This is a genomic window from Desulforhopalus singaporensis (assembly GCF_900104445.1).
Classification (GTDB): domain Bacteria; phylum Desulfobacterota; class Desulfobulbia; order Desulfobulbales; family Desulfocapsaceae; genus Desulforhopalus_A; species Desulforhopalus_A singaporensis.
Genome location: NZ_FNJI01000016.1, coordinates 49,500 through 65,930, shown reverse-complemented (window position 1 = coordinate 65,930; position 16,431 = coordinate 49,500). Strand labels below are relative to the sequence as shown.

15 protein-coding genes are annotated in these 16,431 nt (G+C 54.0%); 14 read left to right on the top strand and 1 reads right to left on the bottom strand.

The window, feature by feature from the left end; all coding sequences use genetic code 11:
- The first annotated feature begins 70 nt into the window (after positions 1–70).
- The 14 genes from BLQ17_RS12205 (at position 71) to BLQ17_RS12140 (ending at position 15,386) form a co-directional block, all read left to right on the top strand.
- Entirely contained in the window at positions 71–997 is a 927-nt protein-coding gene (locus tag BLQ17_RS12205) for a biotin--[acetyl-CoA-carboxylase] ligase (RefSeq protein ID WP_092223223.1), read from the top strand.
- Between the two features lie 18 nt (positions 998–1,015).
- Positions 1,016–1,576: a biotin transporter BioY gene (locus tag BLQ17_RS12200; protein ID WP_092223221.1), complete on the top strand. Its 561-nt coding sequence runs from the start codon at positions 1,016–1,018 to the stop codon at positions 1,574–1,576.
- A 4-nt stretch (positions 1,577–1,580) separates the two neighbouring features.
- Positions 1,581–2,330, top strand: a complete 750-nt coding sequence (locus BLQ17_RS12195; RefSeq protein ID WP_092223289.1) for an energy-coupling factor ABC transporter ATP-binding protein — start codon at positions 1,581–1,583, stop codon at positions 2,328–2,330.
- A complete protein-coding gene (locus BLQ17_RS12190) occupies positions 2,318–3,061 on the top strand; it encodes an energy-coupling factor transporter transmembrane component T family protein (protein WP_092223219.1) in 744 nt (247 codons plus the stop codon). Before BLQ17_RS12195 ends, BLQ17_RS12190 begins: the two co-directional genes overlap by 13 nt.
- A 538-nt stretch (positions 3,062–3,599) precedes the next feature.
- Positions 3,600–4,817, top strand: a complete 1,218-nt coding sequence (locus BLQ17_RS12185) for an NAD(P)-dependent oxidoreductase (protein ID WP_092223217.1) — start codon at positions 3,600–3,602, stop codon at positions 4,815–4,817.
- A 146-nt stretch (positions 4,818–4,963) separates the two neighbouring features.
- Positions 4,964–5,983 carry an amino acid ABC transporter substrate-binding protein gene (locus BLQ17_RS12180; protein ID WP_092223215.1) on the top strand — a complete coding sequence of 340 codons (1,020 nt, stop codon included), beginning with the start codon at positions 4,964–4,966 and terminating at the stop codon, positions 5,981–5,983.
- A gap of 199 nt (positions 5,984–6,182) precedes the next feature.
- A complete protein-coding gene (locus BLQ17_RS12175; RefSeq protein WP_218121774.1) occupies positions 6,183–7,373 on the top strand; it encodes an amino acid ABC transporter permease in 1,191 nt (396 codons plus the stop codon).
- A gap of 9 nt (positions 7,374–7,382) precedes the next feature.
- Positions 7,383–8,819, top strand: coding sequence for an amino acid ABC transporter permease (locus BLQ17_RS12170; protein ID WP_245695116.1), 1,437 nt, complete (start codon positions 7,383–7,385; stop codon positions 8,817–8,819).
- A gap of 92 nt (positions 8,820–8,911) precedes the next feature.
- Positions 8,912–9,682: an ATP-binding cassette domain-containing protein gene (locus tag BLQ17_RS12165; RefSeq protein ID WP_092223213.1), complete on the top strand. Its 771-nt coding sequence runs from the start codon at positions 8,912–8,914 to the stop codon at positions 9,680–9,682.
- Positions 9,683–9,752: 70 nt separating this feature from the next.
- A complete protein-coding gene (locus BLQ17_RS12160) occupies positions 9,753–11,147 on the top strand; it encodes an MmgE/PrpD family protein (RefSeq protein WP_176761201.1) in 1,395 nt (464 codons plus the stop codon).
- A gap of 162 nt (positions 11,148–11,309) precedes the next feature.
- Positions 11,310–11,963 carry a DUF47 domain-containing protein gene (locus tag BLQ17_RS12155; protein ID WP_092223209.1) on the top strand — a complete coding sequence of 218 codons (654 nt, stop codon included), beginning with the start codon at positions 11,310–11,312 and terminating at the stop codon, positions 11,961–11,963.
- 11 nt (positions 11,964–11,974) lie between these two features.
- Complete coding sequence (locus BLQ17_RS12150; RefSeq protein ID WP_176761200.1) at positions 11,975–13,156, top strand: inorganic phosphate transporter; 1,182 nt, start codon at positions 11,975–11,977, stop codon at positions 13,154–13,156.
- A 202-nt stretch (positions 13,157–13,358) separates the two neighbouring features.
- The gene (gene eno / locus BLQ17_RS12145; protein WP_092223205.1) at positions 13,359–14,630 is read left to right on the top strand and encodes a phosphopyruvate hydratase; all 1,272 of its coding nucleotides are present in this window, start codon (positions 13,359–13,361) and stop codon (positions 14,628–14,630) included.
- Between the two features lie 216 nt (positions 14,631–14,846).
- Positions 14,847–15,386 (top strand): TSCPD domain-containing protein, encoded by a 540-nt coding sequence (locus BLQ17_RS12140; RefSeq protein WP_092223203.1) that lies wholly within the window; start codon positions 14,847–14,849, stop codon positions 15,384–15,386.
- Positions 15,387–15,477: 91 nt separating this feature from the next.
- On the opposite strand, the gene BLQ17_RS12135 is transcribed toward BLQ17_RS12140, so the two are convergent.
- Positions 15,478–16,428, bottom strand: coding sequence for a cation diffusion facilitator family transporter (locus tag BLQ17_RS12135; RefSeq protein WP_092223201.1), 951 nt, complete (start codon positions 16,426–16,428; stop codon positions 15,478–15,480).
- Between the last annotated feature and the right edge of the window lie 3 nt (positions 16,429–16,431).

The window sequence follows — 16,431 nt, the reverse complement described above, 5'->3', positions numbered from 1 at the left end:
CCGGAACCAGGAATTTCTTTGCATTTTTCTCGTTTTTTGGTTAACAGGTATTTTTACAGGGGTTAACCAGATGAGTCCAAAAGAAAAAATATATAAAATCCTCCATGAAGCCCGTACCGTTGTGTCGGGCGAAGATATACGTGCAGCGCTCGGGGTCAGCCGGGTTGCCGTATGGAAGCATATTCAAGGGATGATCAAGTCCGGTATCTCAATCGAGTCATCTCCTAAGGGGTATCTTTTGCGCAGCGATTCTGACAGCCTTCTTCCCTATGAATTCGGCAAAAGGCAGGATCGCGTTCATTATTTTACCGAACTGCCTTCCACCATGGACAAGGCCATTGAACTTGCCAGGGGCGGATGTCGTGCAAATACGGTGGTGATTGCCGGGAGCCAGCAAGAGGGCCGCGGCCGGATGAGGCGGGCGTGGAACTCCGGCGAAGGGGGACTCTACTTCAGCGTTGTAGTAAGGCCGGATATTCCGGTAAATCTTGCAGGAATCGTCAATCTTGCGGTGGCAATTGATATGACCGCCGTTCTCAGGACCCGTTGCCGGGTTGCGGCTACGGTGAAGTGGCCAAACGACATCCTGGTCGACGGGAAGAAGATTTGTGGCATTCTGTCCCAGATGGAGACCGAAGGTGATTACGTCGACTACATAACCATCGGCGTCGGCTTAAATGTCAACAACGTCCCGGCAAAAGAGATACCCAACGCCACGTCCCTGAAAGTTGTGACGGGCGGCAGTTTGGCGAGAAAGGAAATTCTTACCGCATTTCTCGATCGTTTTGAAAAACGAATTTCAGCGTTCGACCCCGGGGAGGTGCTGGACCAATGGAAGGCTGTCAACTCCACAATCGGCAAAGCGGTACATATTGTAACGATCAACAGCACCTTCAGCGGAGAAGCAGTCGCCATAGATTCCCAGGGCGGTCTGGTGCTGCAGAAAGAAGACGGAAAGCGTCAGACCGTCATTTACGGCGACTGTTTTTACAAGTGACAGGATAAGGAGAAAATCATGGATGCAAGTGCTCAGCAGTTGAGAAAAATGGTGTATGCCGCCCTAATGGCTGCCTTAACCGCGGCGGGGGCCTATATAGCGATCCCCATCGGACCGGTGCCCATTGTTTTACAGAACCTTTTTGTGATGCTGGCCGGACTCCTGCTCGGCAAACGCTGGGGACTGATCAGCGTCGCGGTTTATCTGGTGGCCGGTGCCGTCGGTCTGCCGGTCTTTGCCGGCGGCACGGGGGGGATCGGGAAATTTGTTGGCCCGACCGGAGGGTATCTTGCCGGATTTGCCGCAGCGGCGTTTGTGATAGGGGCAATAAGTGAAAAAGGCGGCAACAGGGTAATTGTCGACATCGTGGCAATGATCGTCGGCACCGCGGTGATTTACGGTGTCGGTGTCTCCTGGCTTTCGGTGGTCACCGGAATGGGATGGTATAAGGCGCTCACTGTCGGTATGTTTCCCTTTCTCATCGGAGACGGCGTGAAGATCGCCGCCGCGGTACCGATCGCAAGAGCGTTAAGGCCGATTATGAAAGAAAAGGCCTGTGTTGTCCAGGCTGCGGGATAATATCGTGACGATAATTGAAACGGTCGATTTAATCCATACCTTTGGTGACGGCACAAAAGCCCTGAAAAAGGTAAACCTCACCTTTAAGGAAGGTGAATTTACGGTTATCACCGGAGCCAACGGTTCGGGTAAGACCACCCTCTTGAAACATTTCAACGGGCTTCTGTTCCCGGCAAGCGGCAAGGTCCTGGTCTGCGGGAGATCGGTCGCGGAAAAACCGATGTCGGCAAGGCAGAATGTAGGGATGGTTTTCCAGGATGCGGACAGTCAGATCGTCGGTGAGACCGTCTATGACGATGTCGCGTTCGGGCCGGAAAATCTCAGGCTTGATCGGTCTGAGATCGACCGGCGGGTGGGGCTGGCGCTTGGCGATGTGGACCTTTCGGGGTTTGAAGAAAAAAGCCCGCACAACCTGTCCGGCGGAGAAAAACGCCGCCTGGCCATTGCCGGCGTCCTGGCCATGAATCCCAGGGTGCTGGTCATGGACGAACCGTTTTCCAACCTCGACTTCGCCGCAACCCGGATGGTTCTCAAACAGGTCCTGAAGCTGCACCAAAACGGGCATACCATCATCATTACCACCCATGATCTTGAAAAGGTTCTGTTCCACGCCGAGCGGCTGGTTGTCATGGATAAAGGGGAAGTGGTTGATGACGGCAGGCCGGCAACGGTTATCGAAAATATCGGCAGATATGGGGTCCGCCCGCCCTGCTCGGTGTTGTTTGAGCGGGGACTCCAGCCATGGGAAATATAACCGTCATCGGGTTCAGGCCGGGAAAATCCCTGCTCCATAGACTCGATCCCAGGACCAAGCAGTTTTTTATCGTGGTATTGAGCCTTGCCAGTCTTACCGGCAGCGTATCTTTTCTCGGGGCGGCAACCCTGGTCCTTGTCTTCCTGGTATATGCGACGGGGTTACGCCTGTTACGCATACTCTATGAAATCCGGTTCTTCCTTTTTTTCCTGGCGATGGTATTTGTGGTGCGTACGATCACCTTTACCGGTGAGTGGATGGTGGCCGTTTCCTCCCCCGCTGTGATTGGCGATGCTGTTGTTGTCTGCTGGAGGCTGCTCCTTGTTGTTTTCATGTGTCTGCTGCTGATGGCTACCACCCGTATTGCCGACATGCGCGCGGCACTGATCTGGATTTTGCGGCCCCTGCCGCTGGTGAACGAGAACGTGGCCGCCACAATGGTGGGGCTGCTCGTCAGGTTTCTGCCGCTGATTCTTCTCCAGGCCGGTGAGACGGGAGAAGCGCTCAAGGCTCGGGGAATAGAAAAACAGAAAAATCCGGTCAAGCGTCTGACAAGGTTGACCATTCCGCTTTTCCGCCGTGTTTTTCTGCGTGCGGACGAGCTGGTGGATACCATGCAGGCGAGGTGTTACAGCGAGCACCGTACTACTCCCAGGCTGCGGTTCCACCAGCTTGACCTTGTCGCTGCCGGTGGCGTGTTTGTCATGTGTCTGACGGTTTTTTTCCCTTGAACCGTTTCCGTCAACTCGCTTGTTGAAAATTTGCCAGCCCTGCCCATGATGTGTTTCTGATCTGTCTGCCTCCGGATAAATTGCCTGACTCAAAGTGTCGATAGAGAGGTAGTGTCTATCTCACCGGTTTGATACTCAGTAGGTTGTATCTTAATCTTGAGAGAAATTCTTTTGTATCTGCCAAGAAGAGCGGCCAGGGAAACCCCTGAAACCGGAATCGGTAAAATTCTCTGGGTAAGCTGGGGTGCAATCCGATATCTTTTGCCTGCCTATTTTCCCTATAAAAAGCTTGCGTTAGCTGCAACAACGGAATAGGATGCGCGCCTTGCGCGGCAGAGGCGTGTTTTTGTGTTGTTTAGCGTTGCTTAGCTTCCCGTATTCTGCAATATTTCACCATGCGCTGCCGGGGTGGAAATCCTGGCCTGCCTGAGCGCCACCGTGCCGGCAACCGTGCGATAGGGTACGGTTTTTTGTCAAGGTTACGGGAAAAAGCACAACTGAAAATGATTTCAGGCTCGGAGATAGAGGATAATAACGGATGAGTCAGGTCAAAATTGGATTGATACGTGAAGGAAAAGTTCCCGTGGACCGGAGGGTTGCACTGCCGCCGTCCCATGCGCGTAAAGTTGCGGAATTGTATCCCGGAGTAGAACTGGTCGTGCAGAAGAGCGATATTCGCTGTTACCCCGACGACGCCTATGTTAACGCTGGTATTCCAGTTGTCGACTCCCTTGAAGACTGTGATATAATTTTTGGCGTAAAAGAGGTGCCGGTCGATCAGTTGCTCCCCGGTAAAACCTATTTTTTCTTTAGCCATACCATCAAGAAACAGCCGTACAACAGGAAACTGCTCCAGGAAGTTCTGCGTAGAAATATCAGGCTGGTGGATTATGAAACCCTCACCGACAAGACCGGCAAAAGAATCATCGCTTTTGGCAGGTGGGCCGGAATCGTCGGAGCGTATAACGGAATCTGGACCTATGGCAGGCGCTATAACCTGTTTCATACCAGGAGGGCGTACGACTGTTTCGACCTGGAAGATCTCAAAACCGAATTCGCCAAAATCAAGCTGCCGCCGATCAAGATTGTCCTGACCGGGGGCGGACGGGTGGCAAAGGGGGCCATGGAGGTTCTCATGGGGATCGGTATCCGTAAGGTCACCCCGCGGCAATTGCTGGAAAAAACTTTTGACTATCCGGTGTTTGCATTATTGAACGCCAGGGATTATAACGGACGCAAGGACAAAGAAGAATTCAGCAGAAACGAGTTCTACCGCACCCCTCAGTTGTATGACGGCTGTTTTCTTCAATATGCAAGAGAGGCCGATATCCTGATCGCCTCCGCTTACTGGGATCCCAAGGCACCGGTGCTTTTCACCAGAAAAGACATCGTAAAAAACGATTTCAAGATAACGGTTATAGCCGATATTACCTGTGATATTGACGGGTCCATACCCTCGACCAGGCAGCCGAGTACCATTGAACAGCCGATTTACGACTACAACCCGAGTGACGACGCGGTCGAGAATCCGCTGTCCGATGAAGGAAATATTACTGTAATGGCAGTGGATAATCTGCCCTGTGAACTGGCAAGAGACGCCTCAGCCAGCTTCGGCAGACAACTTATGGATAACGTATTGCCGGAACTGCTCGGCAATGACGAAAATGGTGTCGTTGAACGGGCGACAATTGCCGAAAACGGCGAATTGACAAAGAGATATCGTTATCTGCAGGATTATGTAGGCACCAACCCATGACTGGAAGTAAAACCTGCGATTACGCCCGGGCGTAGCGGCGGTTTTCTTCCGCCACTGTGTTGCGGCATGGTATCGCTGTTGCCAGCAAAACCTGCATGAGGTATGTGAGGTGCGGCAGCGGATAATCTTAAACAAGGAGAGAGAAAATGAAATTCATGAAGTCACTGGTAGTTGCGTCTGCAATTACGGCTGGTTTTCTTGCAAACAGTGTCCAGGCGGGAACACTTGATGCCGTAAAGGAAAAAGGTTATGTAAATGCAGGAGTTTCCGGTAAGGTTATCGGTTTTTCGGCACCTGATGCAAAAGGGAACTGGACCGGGATGGATGTCGATTTTGCCCGCGCGGTGGCCGCTGCTATTTTTGATGATCCGGCCAAGGCCCGTTTTACGCCGGTAGCGTTCAAGGAAGCGTTTACTGCGTTGCAGTCCGGAGAGATTGATCTTCTGACACGCAACACTACCTGGACCTTCCAGCGTGACACCAAGCTTGGCCTCGAGTTTGTCGGTACCCTTTTTTACGACGGACAGGGGTTCATGGTTAAAAAAGAGCTCGGCGTAAAAAGTGCGCTGGAGCTTGACGGTGCCAGTGTCTGCACCCAGTCCGGAACTACTACCGAGCTCAATATCTCTGATTACTTCACCGCCAAAGGGATGACTTACAAACCGGTTGTTTACGAAAGCGCCGACGAAGCAACCGTTATCTATGATACCGGACGCTGTGACGTTTACACTACCGATACCTCAGGGTTGGCCGCCAGACGGACCACCCTTGGCAACCCCAAGGATCACATAATTCTTCCCGAGGTTATCTCCAAGGAGCCGCTGGGGCCGGCTGTACGGCAGGGGGACCAGCAGTGGAGCGACATCGTGCGCTGGACGCTGTTTGCCCTCATAAATGCTGAAGAGATGGGAATCACCTCGAAAAATGTCGATGAAAAGCTCAAGTCGAACAATCCGGCGGTAAAGCGCTTTCTCGGGGTGGATGCGGATTTCGGCCAGTATCTCGGTCTGAGCGCCGACTGGGCTTACAGGATCATCAAGCATGTCGGAAACTACGGCGAACTGTACGAACGCAACGTCGGCCCCAATACCGCTCTTGGTCTTGAGCGTGGTGTCAACGCCCTGTGGACGGATGGCGGCCTGATGTACGCTCCCCCGGTCCGCTGATGCCCGATTCTTTTCTGGCAAAGGGATGAACAGATGGTGAAAGTGCGGATTGGTCGGTGCGGGGCTAAACAACAGTCCGCACTTTCAACCTGTGCAGGGGCTGATTGACCGGAAACAGAGCCTGTACTGTTCACTGTTCTTTGGCTTTGGTGTTATTACCGACCGCAAGTCCACTAATTTTTGCACGGCGACCGACTCTATGGCGGATAGATACGACAGGGAAACAGACAAAACAAAACGCAGCATGCTCAACGATACCAGGGTGCGAGGGTGGGTGGCCCAGGCACTTGTCCTGGCTGTAATTGCATGTGTCGCCGGGTATGCAGTGTACAATGTAGGGCAGAACCTTCACAAGGCTGGAATAACCACCGGGTTCGGTTTTCTCAACGATCCTTCCGGGTTTGACATCAGCCAGACGCTCGTATCCTATTCGGGTGAAAGCACCTACGCGCGGGCGCTGCTGGTGGGGCTCCTCAATACCATGCTGGTTTCGGTGCTCGGCATAATATTCGCAACGATTCTGGGATTTTTCCTGGGAGTGATCCGGCTTTCGCCGAACTGGCTGGTATCGAAGATGGCGGAAGCCTATACGGAGATCGTCAGGAATGTTCCCCTCCTGCTGCAGATTCTGTTCTGGTACCTGGCTATCCTGGCCCCGCTTCCTGGCCCCCGGCAGGCTCTGAACTTCAATAACTGGATATATCTATGCAACCGGGGAATGCAGATTCCCAGGCCGGTAACCGAGGCGGGATTTGGTGGTGTCCCGATAGCTTTTGCAATCGCCGTGATTTTCTCGATAATTCTTGTCCGCTGGGCCAGGCTGCGGCAACAGAAGACCGGCATCCGCTTCCCGGCATATCCGGTATCGTTTGGCGTTGTTGTCATGCTGCCGCTCGTGGTTCTGCTCGCAGCCGGCGTTCCGGTTCACTGGGATGTGCCTGCGCTGCACGGGTTTAATTTTCGCGGGGGGATAACGATATTGCCAGAGCTCATTGCGCTGTGGCTGTCGCTTACCCTCTATTCCGCCACCTTCATCGGTGAATATGTGCGCTCCGGAATAATGGCGGTGGACAAGGGGCAACGGGAAGCGACTTTTGCGCTCGGCTACAGCCCCTGGCTGACTTATCGCCTGGTTATCATCCCCCAGGCGATGCGCGTGGTTACCCCGCCGCTGATCAGCCAGTACCTGACTCTGATTAAAAATTCGTCGCTGGCGGTCGTTATTGGTTATCCGGACCTGGTGCATGTTTTTGCCGGAACGGCGCTTAACCAGTCGGGTCAGGCGGTTGAGATTATCACCATTACCATGGCGGTCTACCTTACGCTCAGCATCACCATTTCACTTTTCATGAACTGGTACAATAAAAAATTCGCCCTGAGGGGATTTTGAGGAGAAATCATGGCCAAACAATGGAAACCGGCCCCCTCCAGGCCGTCACCGGAAACATGGACAGGCATTGTCGGCTGGCTCAGGATTAACCTGTTCTCGTCCCCAGCAAATACCCTGCTGACCATTCTCGGGGCGGGACTGCTGCTGGCGATCATTCCCCCCATGGTGCGTTGGGGCGTTTTTGATGCCGTATGGCTCGGTGATTCCCGGGCGGTCTGCGACTCCAGCGCCGCAGCCGGTAACGGCGGTGCCTGCTGGGTCTTTGTCAAGGTCCGGCTGGATATGTTTCTCTACGGGTTCTACCCGGAACCCGAACGGTGGCGGATCGACCTGATGTTCACGGTGCTGGGATTCTCCCTGATCCCGCTGCTGGCACCCGATTTTTTTCGGACCGGCCGCAGCCAGGCGCTGGTCGGCGGCTGCGGTGTGGCGGTGGTTTTTCTGCTGTTTGGCGCCTTGCCGGCCGTATTCATGATCGGCTACACTTTCGCCCCCTTCCTTTTTGAGCGCGTTTCCCTGTGGCATACCCCGCAGCAGATCCAGGCCGGAAAGCGTAGCGCCGCCGCAACAGGAGCGATTGGCGTTTTCGCGGTTGTTGCGGCGGTTTACTGGTCTGTCCGGCTGGCGGGTGTTGAGACGGCGGCGTTGCCGGTAAGTCTTTCAGCCGGGGTGCTCAGTCTGTGCCTCCTTTTTTTCGGGCGTCTCGGACTGCTCGTCTGGCGCTGGATTTTTCTGTTCTGTGTTTTTTCGGTCTTCGCTTTTTTCATGCTTGTCGGCGGTATCCTGGGCCTGCCGGAGGTGGAGACCCATTACTGGGGCGGACTTTTCCTCACCCTGGTTGTCGCCGGAACGGGGATGGGCACGGCGCTGCCGGTCAGTATCCTGCTGGCGCTCGGCAGACGTTCCGAGCTGCCTGTCGTCAAGACCCTTTGTGTCAGCTTTATTGAATTTGTCCGCGGTGTCCCCCTGGTAAGCGTGCTGTTCATGGCGTCGGTGATGTTTCCTCTTTTCCTGCCGGAAAACGTTACCTTTGACAAGTTGCTGCGCGCTTTGATCGGCGTGGCCTTCTTTTACGCCGCCTATATGGCTGAAGTGATACGCGGCGGTCTGCAGGCCATCCCCAAAGGGCAGTATGAGGCGGCCAAAGCTCTGGGATGGACCTACTGGAAAATGATGGGGCTGATTATCATGCCGCAGACCCTGCGGCTGGTTATACCGGGACTTGCCAACAACTTTCTGTCGCTGTTGAAAGACACAACCCTGGTGGCGGTTATAGGTCTGCTGGATCTGCTCGGTATCGCCAAGGCCGCCATGGCCGATTCGGAGTGGCTCGGCTTTACCAAGGAAGCCTATGTCTTCGCCGGCGTGGTGTTCTGGATCTTCTGCTTTGGCATTTCCCGATATTCCGTTCGCCTCGAGAAAAAATATCACACCAATTATCAGTAATGCATATCCGGGCCGCAGCTGGGTTGTGGTTCCGGGGAGTACGGCGGCACTTAGGTAACGATCAACGACAACAACAGAACACATCATCGAAAATGGCCGATACAGACAAGAAATCAGCGCGGGACAGGGAAGAAATTATCGCAATCTCTCATCTTAACAAGTGGTTTGGCGATTTCCATGTCTTAAAGGATATCAACATGACAGTCGCTAAAGGTGAAAAGGTCGTCGTGTGCGGTCCCTCGGGTTCCGGCAAGTCGACCCTCATCCGCTGTATCAACCGGCTGGAAACCCATCAGGAGGGGAAAATCTTTGTCAACGGCATCGAACTTACCAATGATGTAAAAAGGATCGATCAGGTTCGCCGGGAAGTTGGCATGCTGTTTCAGAACTTCAATCTTTTCCCCCATATGACAGTGCTTGAGAACCTTACGGTTTCACCGGTGTGGATCCGCAAAATGCCCCTGGCGCAAGCCCGGGAACTGGCGTTTCAATATCTTGAACGGGTGAAAATTCCGGATCTTGCCCATAAATATCCGAACCAGTGTTCCGGAGGACAGCAGCAGCGCATTGCCATTGCCCGTTGTCTGTGCATGAACCCGAAAGTGATGCTGTTTGACGAACCGACCTCGGCCCTTGACCCCGAGATGATCAAGGAAGTGCTCGATGTCATGACCGATCTTGCCAAGTCCGGCATGACCATGATCTGCGTGACCCATGAAATGGGTTTTGCCAGAACGGTCGCCGATCGTGTGGTCTTCATGGACGGCGGGGAGATTGTTGAGGAAAACGACCCCGAGAACTTTTTTACCAACCCGCAGTATGACAGGACGGTCACCTTTCTCAGTCAGGTTATCGCCCATTGACCGGCGGGAAGTTTTGGCTTCAGGCAAAAAACTGTCGGCTGTAACATTTTTTTTTCAGGGGAACCTATCGATGCAGGAACTGGAAACACCAACCGCAAGCTATGCAGAACGACTCGCCGGCTACACCGCAGGGCTCAGCCTTGAAGAGGTTCCCGATAACGTCGTAAGTCACGCCAAACACCTGCTTCTCGATCTTCTCGGCGCAGCTCTTGCTGGTGTCGATACCCCCGAGGCTCAAGCTGCAGCAAAGGGGGTGGCGACCCTGTTTCCCGGGGGTGGTCCCTGTACGCTGTGGGGAGGGGCCCAAACCTCGTCCGCCCCGGGGGCCGCCCTGTATAACGGCATAGTTTCCCACGCCAGGGAACTCGATGATTTCGGTGGAGCAGATCATTCGGGCGCCGTGGTAATTCCAGCACTCATGGCGGTTGCAGAAGCGTATCCCGTGATCAGCGGCAAGAGACTGCTTGAGGGAATGATAGTCGGTTACGAGGTGTGCCGCAGGGTGCTTGACAGCGCCGGAGGCTATCGGCCGCATAATCACGGAGACGGCTTCCATTCCACCGGCACCTGTGGCGCTTTCGGCGGTGCAGCAGCCGTTGCCAGAGCCTTGAACCTCGACGTGCAACAGACCGCCTGGGCCATCGGGCTTGCCGGCACATTTACCGGCGGCACGTGGGCTTTTTCCGGCGAAGCCGCCATGTCCAAACGGTATAACGTCGGCCGCGCGGCAGAGTCGGGAGTCACTGCTGCCTGTCTTGCAAAAAATGGCTTTACCGGTCCAAGGCAGGTGTTTGAAGCCCGGTGGGGAGGTTTCTGGGGAACTTATGCCAGAACCGCGCAAAAACCTGAAGCGCTGCTGGCAAACCTGGGCACGGAATACGGATTGATGCGAAGTGGCATAAAGCCGTATGCAGCCTGCCGTGATATCCACTCCACACTTGATGTGATATTACAGATAAAAGACAATCACCGGCTGGCGGCGGAAGATATTGCGACTATCAAGGTCCGGTGTATTCCGGAAATGATGCAGATGGTAGGCGGCACCAGTTCTCCCCGGTCGCGGCTCCAGGCGCAGCTGAGTCTGCCCTATTCCGTCGGGGTGCTCCTGGCCACCGGCAGGGCCTTTATCGAAGAGTTTGAAGCCCCGTACCTTACCGATCCCCGGGTGTTGAAACTTGCCGCGCTGGTAGAGCTTGTCGAGAGTCCGGAGCTGCCCTACGATTCGGAACCGTATATCAGCGTCGAAACGGTTGACGGCCGCATCATCGAGGACCACGTCGACTATGCCGGAGGAGCCCCCCAGAATCCCCTCGCCCCCCAAACAGTCATTGAAAAGTATAGAGCCCTTGCGGCACGGACCCTTGATCAGACAAGGGTTGAGCGCCTCGAAAAGAGTATCCTGGGTATCGAAACATGCCAGGATGTTCGCAGCATCACCTCCTGCCTGCGTCCAGGGCACAGGTGAGAAAGAGTATCCCGTAACTCGCCTGGGCGTTCTGTGTGCATTGGTATATCGATTTTAATTTCTGTACCGCAGGGGGGTATGACCTTGCACAAGGTGGTGTTACAGTGCAATAATATTGTTGGAGTCGGATCTTTACCTTAACTGTTTGATGGAGCCTTTTGCATGACACTTAGACGCATCCTGAAAACCCGGACAGGGATAGAAAAGGAAATCGAAAATTTTCTCAATCAGGTCAGCCAGTCGGGACTTATCTTCAATCAGGGGATAACGACATTTTTCGAGTCCAACGGGGATAAATTCGAACGGCTGCTGCAGCAGATGATCGATACCGAACATCGCGCCGATCGTCTTCGCCGTTCCATAGAGGACCATCTCTACCGGAAAACCCTTATTCCCGAATCCAGGGGAGACGTGTTGCGAATGATAGAGACCATGGACTCGCTTCTCGGTAAATTCAAAGGGGCCATGTATCAGCTGTACATAGAGAAACCTGCCATTCCGCAATCGCTGGCGGCGGGGGTCAAAAGCCTTTCCGACAACGTCGTAAACTCAGTGGAGGCGCTGACTCTCTCGGTCCGTGCCTACTTTACCGATATCAATAAAGTCGCCGACCACCTGCACAAGGTGTCGTTCTGGGAAAAAGAGGCCGATGTTGTGTCGACGCAGCTGCAACTCGAAATATTCAACAACGAACAGTTCGAGTTGAGCCAGAAGATGCAGCTGCGCGATATAATCCGCCGCATCGAGGATATCTCCAACCAGGCGGAGGATGTTGCCGACAGTCTGTCCATCTATGTCATTAAAAGATCTTTATAGAGCTTTACGCCATGACTCCATTTTTTCTTTCAAGCGGTCTTTTTCTCGGGTGGTCACTGGGGGCCAATGATGCCTCCAACGTCTTCGGTACGGCGGTAGGGTCGAGAATGATCCGCTTCAGGACCGCTGCCGTTTCCTGCTCAATTTTTGTTATTCTCGGTGCAGTGATAAGCGGTGCGGGAGCCACCGAGACCCTGAGCGATCTGGGAGCGGTGAATGCCATGGCCGGAAGTTTTGTCGTTGCCTTTGCCGCCGCGGTGTCGGTTTACCTGATGACTTTGGCGAAGTGGCCGGTTTCGACCTCGCAGGCCATCGTCGGTTCCATTGTCGGCTGGAATCTATTTTCCGGATTCGCCACCGATTATAACGCGCTGACAAAGATCGTGCTGACCTGGGTCGCCTGTCCGCTTCTCTCCGCGGCTATCGCCGTTATCTGCTACAAATGTGTCCAGGTTCTGGTTAACTCATTCTCGTTTCATATATTTATGCTGGATCGGTTCACCAGGGCAGGACTGCTGCTTGCCGGGGCTTTCGGGTCCTACTCGCTGGGGGCAAACAATATCGCCAATGTGGTCGGGGTATTTCTGCCAGGCTCCTTTTTCGACGACCTTGTTGTTTTCGATACCCTGGTTTTCAGCGCCAGGCACCAGCTTTTTCTTATCGGGAGCATTGCCATAGCGGTTGGCGTCTTTACCTATTCCCGCCGGGTGATCGAGACGGTGGGAAGGGGCATCTTCAAGCTCTCCCCCATTATGGCTTTCGTTGCAGTGTTGTCCCATTCGATTGTGCTGTTTCTTTTCGCGTCCCAGGGAATTGAGAGCTTTCTTCTGGCTCACGGTTTGCCGCCAATCCCGCTGGTACCCGTTTCCAGCTCCCAGGCAATTGTCGGAGCCGTGCTGGGGATGGGCCTCATGAGGGGAGGACGCAATATCAACTGGAAGAAGGTAAGCGGTATTGCCGTTGGCTGGGTCTGTACCCCGGTGATTGCCGGTATCGTCTGTTTCATCTGCCTGTTCTTTGCCCAGAATGTGTTTCAGCAGATTGTCTTTCACCGTGATCTGCCGATAGCCTCGATTGCGCAGCCACCACATGTTGCCCGGAATATTGTACCGGACACAAGATGGTTTGCAGAAAATAGCAACAGGGGCCGATTTCAGGGTGACAGCACCTTTGCCATTGTATATGGTCTTTGAGGTTGCGGTAAAACAGGTTGTGGCTGGCAGTGGACGGGTTGACAACATGGTTTTTTCAACAAGAGACTTGAACAGAGTCTGCACATGAGTAATAAAGGTATCTGGTGGTTGCACTGATTGCTACAACAGTTGCAGTAAAAGATTCGGGTAAACTTTTTTAATTGCCGCAGCGGATGCGGCACAAAGAAGAGAGAAAACAGTTATGTCGAAAATTAACAAGATAGTTTGCAGGGAGATAATTGACTCACGGGGAAACCCAACGGTTGAAGCGGATGTATACCTGGAATCGGGTGCCTGGGGAAGAGCCTGCGTTCCATCAGGGGCCTCTACCGGCTCACGAGAGGCTCTCGAACTGCGCGATGGGGACAAGAGCCGGTATCTCGGCAAGGGAGTCTTGAAGGCTGTCAGTGCTGTGAATGAGATTATCCGGCCGGCGCTTATCGGCCATGATGCACTTGACCAGGAAGGAGTCGACCGGGTCATGATCGATCTCGACGGTACCGAAAATAAAGAAAAACTCGGTGCCAATGCAATTCTTGCGGTCTCTCTGGCCAACGCCAAGGCGGCGGCGATGAAGAAAAAGGTGCCGTTTTACCAGCATATCTCGGAACTCAATGGTACCCCCGGCCAGTATCTGATGCCGGTGCCGATGATGAACATCATCAACGGCGGCGAGCATGCGGATAACAACGTCGATATCCAGGAGTTCATGATCCAGCCAAGGGGGGCGGAAAATTTCAGGGAGGCGCTGCGGATGGGCGCGGAAATTTTTCATAACCTGAAAAAAGTGCTGAGCGGCCGGAAGCTCAATACCGCGGTGGGGGACGAGGGAGGTTTTGCCCCGAACCTCTCCTCCAACGAGGAGGCGCTGGCTGTTATCGTCGAGGCGGTGGAGGCCGCAGGTTACAGGATGGGTGAAGATGTCACCCTGGCGCTTGATTGTGCGGCTTCTGAGTTTTACGAGGAGGGCAGCTATAATCTCAAGGGTGAAGGGAAGAGTTTTGACTCCGACGGGTTTTGCGATTACCTGGCTGAACTCAGTGAAAAATATCCGATCGTCTCCATTGAAGATGGACTTGACGAAAGCGATTGGGACGGCTGGGCGACTTTGACCAAAAAAATCGGTTCGCGCATTCAGTTGGTGGGTGACGACCTGTTCGTTACCAATACCAAAATCCTCAAGAGGGGGATTGATAACGGCGTGGCAAACTCCATCCTGATCAAGCTCAACCAGATCGGATCGTTAACGGAGACCCTGGGGGCGATTCGAATGGCCAAGGAAGCCGGTTACACTGCTGTAATCTCCCACCGCAGCGGAGAAACCGAAGACGTTACCATCGCTGATCTCGCGGTTGGCACGGCTGCGGGACAGATCAAGACAGGATCGCTTTGCCGTTCTGATCGCGTTGCCAAGTACAATCAACTTCTGCGCATCGAGGAAGAGCTGAACGGAGCGGCAGGCTACGGCAACTGACCGCATCTTTCGCTGCAATTGGTCAAATCCGGTCGAGCGGTGTGGTGCTTCCGGATTTGACCCTGCCCGGACCCTCAGGAAGGCGACAGATACGGACAATATTCTTTCCTGATGAAAAATCTTCAGGGCACCTGCTGGAAAGGGCAGGTTCTAAGATATCGCGGAGAGAGCCGAAAAGATGTTTTCTGCTGAATTTTAACCATTGGGAGGGGGGCTTTGGCACAGAAGGCTTGCCGTTTCTGCGGTTCCACCGAGAAAATAACGAAAGTCAAAAAACGCTTTTCGGCGTGCGAGAAATGCAGGCCTGCGGTCTATGCCGTGCTGAACACCCCCGATGTCGTCGAGCAGGTCTGGCCCCTGCTGCAGGACAGGGCGATCCTGCCCCAGGTGCGAAGGATAAAGATTCCCTGGAGAACGGAAATAGCAGAGGAACTTGAGGCGAAAAGGTTCCGGACTTTTGACCGGGAAAGCAACAAATGGTATCTGGTTGTCTCTGTTTTCAATGAAAAGCCGGTGGAGCTTTTTGTCACATCGCCGAGGGAAAACGACCATCGACTCCAGTCGAGTCTTGCCAATCTCACCGCGTTAACCAGGCTGGTTTCATTGATGCTGCGCCATCTGTTTATCGGCGAACAGATAACTCTTGAAAAGATCGTAACGCAGCTAGGGCGAAGCTCACGACAGAAAAACGATCTGCCTGACTTGGTGAAAAACGTCCTCCATGATAACTATCTGGAAGACGAGAAAACAAGTTGACCTGCCATTTTGCCGGGCAACTAAACCGCAAAATCATCTGCAACCCCGCAAAAAGCCGCACCGGAGCTCCGGAGCAGCGGCGGGTCTGGCGTCAGCTGTCGGAGGCTTGCTGCGCGGGCCGAGCGTGATGGCCGGACAGGGAGGGCTTTGGGCTGTGCCTGACCGGGTGGTAGTGGACGAACACCCGCCGCATATAGGCTATTTCATCCACCAGCCTGTTTTCCACCTCCGTCGCGATCCGGTCCCCTTCCTCCACCTTGAGCTCGGGTGATACGCCGATGGTGATATTGACAACCATATACATGCCGAACCGATGGCCGTGTATCTCCTCGATATCAAGGACGTCCTTGATGTCGGCGAGCTGGTGATGGATTTTTTCAGTGAGCTCCTTGCCAGGCAGGGTGGTCATCAAGTCTGCGGCGGAATCACGGATTATTTCAACTCCGGTCATCAGGATGATTACGGACACCAGCCCACCGGCAAAGGGATCCACCCAGATATGGCCGTGCTGGCTGAAAATTATACCGATTGTTGCCGCCAGCGCGGTGAAAATATCGTTGCGGTGATCGGCGGCAAGCGCCAGGATCACGCTGTTGCTGGTCCTGTTGCCTATCTTGTAGGTCCAGCAGGTCAGCCACATCTTGAGCAGCACGGTGAAAAGAGCAATCCACAGGGCTAACCTGGACGCCGAGGCGAAATCGCTCTGTCCGCTGAGCAGATCGTACACTTTGCTGATGGACGACCAGAAGATGGAAATGCCGGTGGTAATAACAAAGGCACCTACCACCACGGCGGCAATTGACTCCAGCCGGTCATGTCCGTACGGGTGCTCGTCGTCGGCCGGCTTGTGCGACAGGTGCATGAAGACCTTGACGACAATTCCGTACGCTACATCAGAAGTTGAGTTGATGCCGTCGGCAAGGAGCGCCGGACTATTGCCGATGATGCCTACGCCGGTCTTCATGACTGCCAGGAGAACGTTGGCGGCAAGACCAACGTTGATCGCCAGTATTCCCTGTTGTTGCCTTTTCTTGATGATCATGGG

Bases quoted from the DNA above. Each gene is read 5' to 3' on its own strand.
- BLQ17_RS12205 (WP_092223223.1), top strand. From the start codon at position 71: ATGAGTCCAAAAGAAAAAATATATAAAATCCTCCATGAAGCCCGTACC.
- BLQ17_RS12200 (WP_092223221.1), top strand. From the start codon at position 1,016: ATGGATGCAAGTGCTCAGCAGTTGAGAAAAATGGTGTATGCCGCCCTA.
- BLQ17_RS12190 (WP_092223219.1), top strand. From the start codon at position 2,318: ATGGGAAATATAACCGTCATCGGGTTCAGGCCGGGAAAATCCCTGCTC.
- BLQ17_RS12185 (WP_092223217.1), top strand. From the start codon at position 3,600: ATGAGTCAGGTCAAAATTGGATTGATACGTGAAGGAAAAGTTCCCGTG.
- BLQ17_RS12180 (WP_092223215.1), top strand. From the start codon at position 4,964: ATGAAATTCATGAAGTCACTGGTAGTTGCGTCTGCAATTACGGCTGGT.
- BLQ17_RS12175 (WP_218121774.1), top strand. From the start codon at position 6,183: ATGGCGGATAGATACGACAGGGAAACAGACAAAACAAAACGCAGCATG.
- BLQ17_RS12170 (WP_245695116.1), top strand. From the start codon at position 7,383: ATGGCCAAACAATGGAAACCGGCCCCCTCCAGGCCGTCACCGGAAACA.
- BLQ17_RS12165 (WP_092223213.1), top strand. From the start codon at position 8,912: ATGGCCGATACAGACAAGAAATCAGCGCGGGACAGGGAAGAAATTATC.
- BLQ17_RS12160 (WP_176761201.1), top strand. From the start codon at position 9,753: ATGCAGGAACTGGAAACACCAACCGCAAGCTATGCAGAACGACTCGCC.
- BLQ17_RS12155 (WP_092223209.1), top strand. From the start codon at position 11,310: ATGACACTTAGACGCATCCTGAAAACCCGGACAGGGATAGAAAAGGAA.
- BLQ17_RS12150 (WP_176761200.1), top strand. From the start codon at position 11,975: ATGACTCCATTTTTTCTTTCAAGCGGTCTTTTTCTCGGGTGGTCACTG.
- eno (WP_092223205.1), top strand. From the start codon at position 13,359: ATGTCGAAAATTAACAAGATAGTTTGCAGGGAGATAATTGACTCACGG.
- BLQ17_RS12135 (WP_092223201.1), bottom strand. From the start codon at position 16,428: ATGATCATCAAGAAAAGGCAACAACAGGGAATACTGGCGATCAACGTT.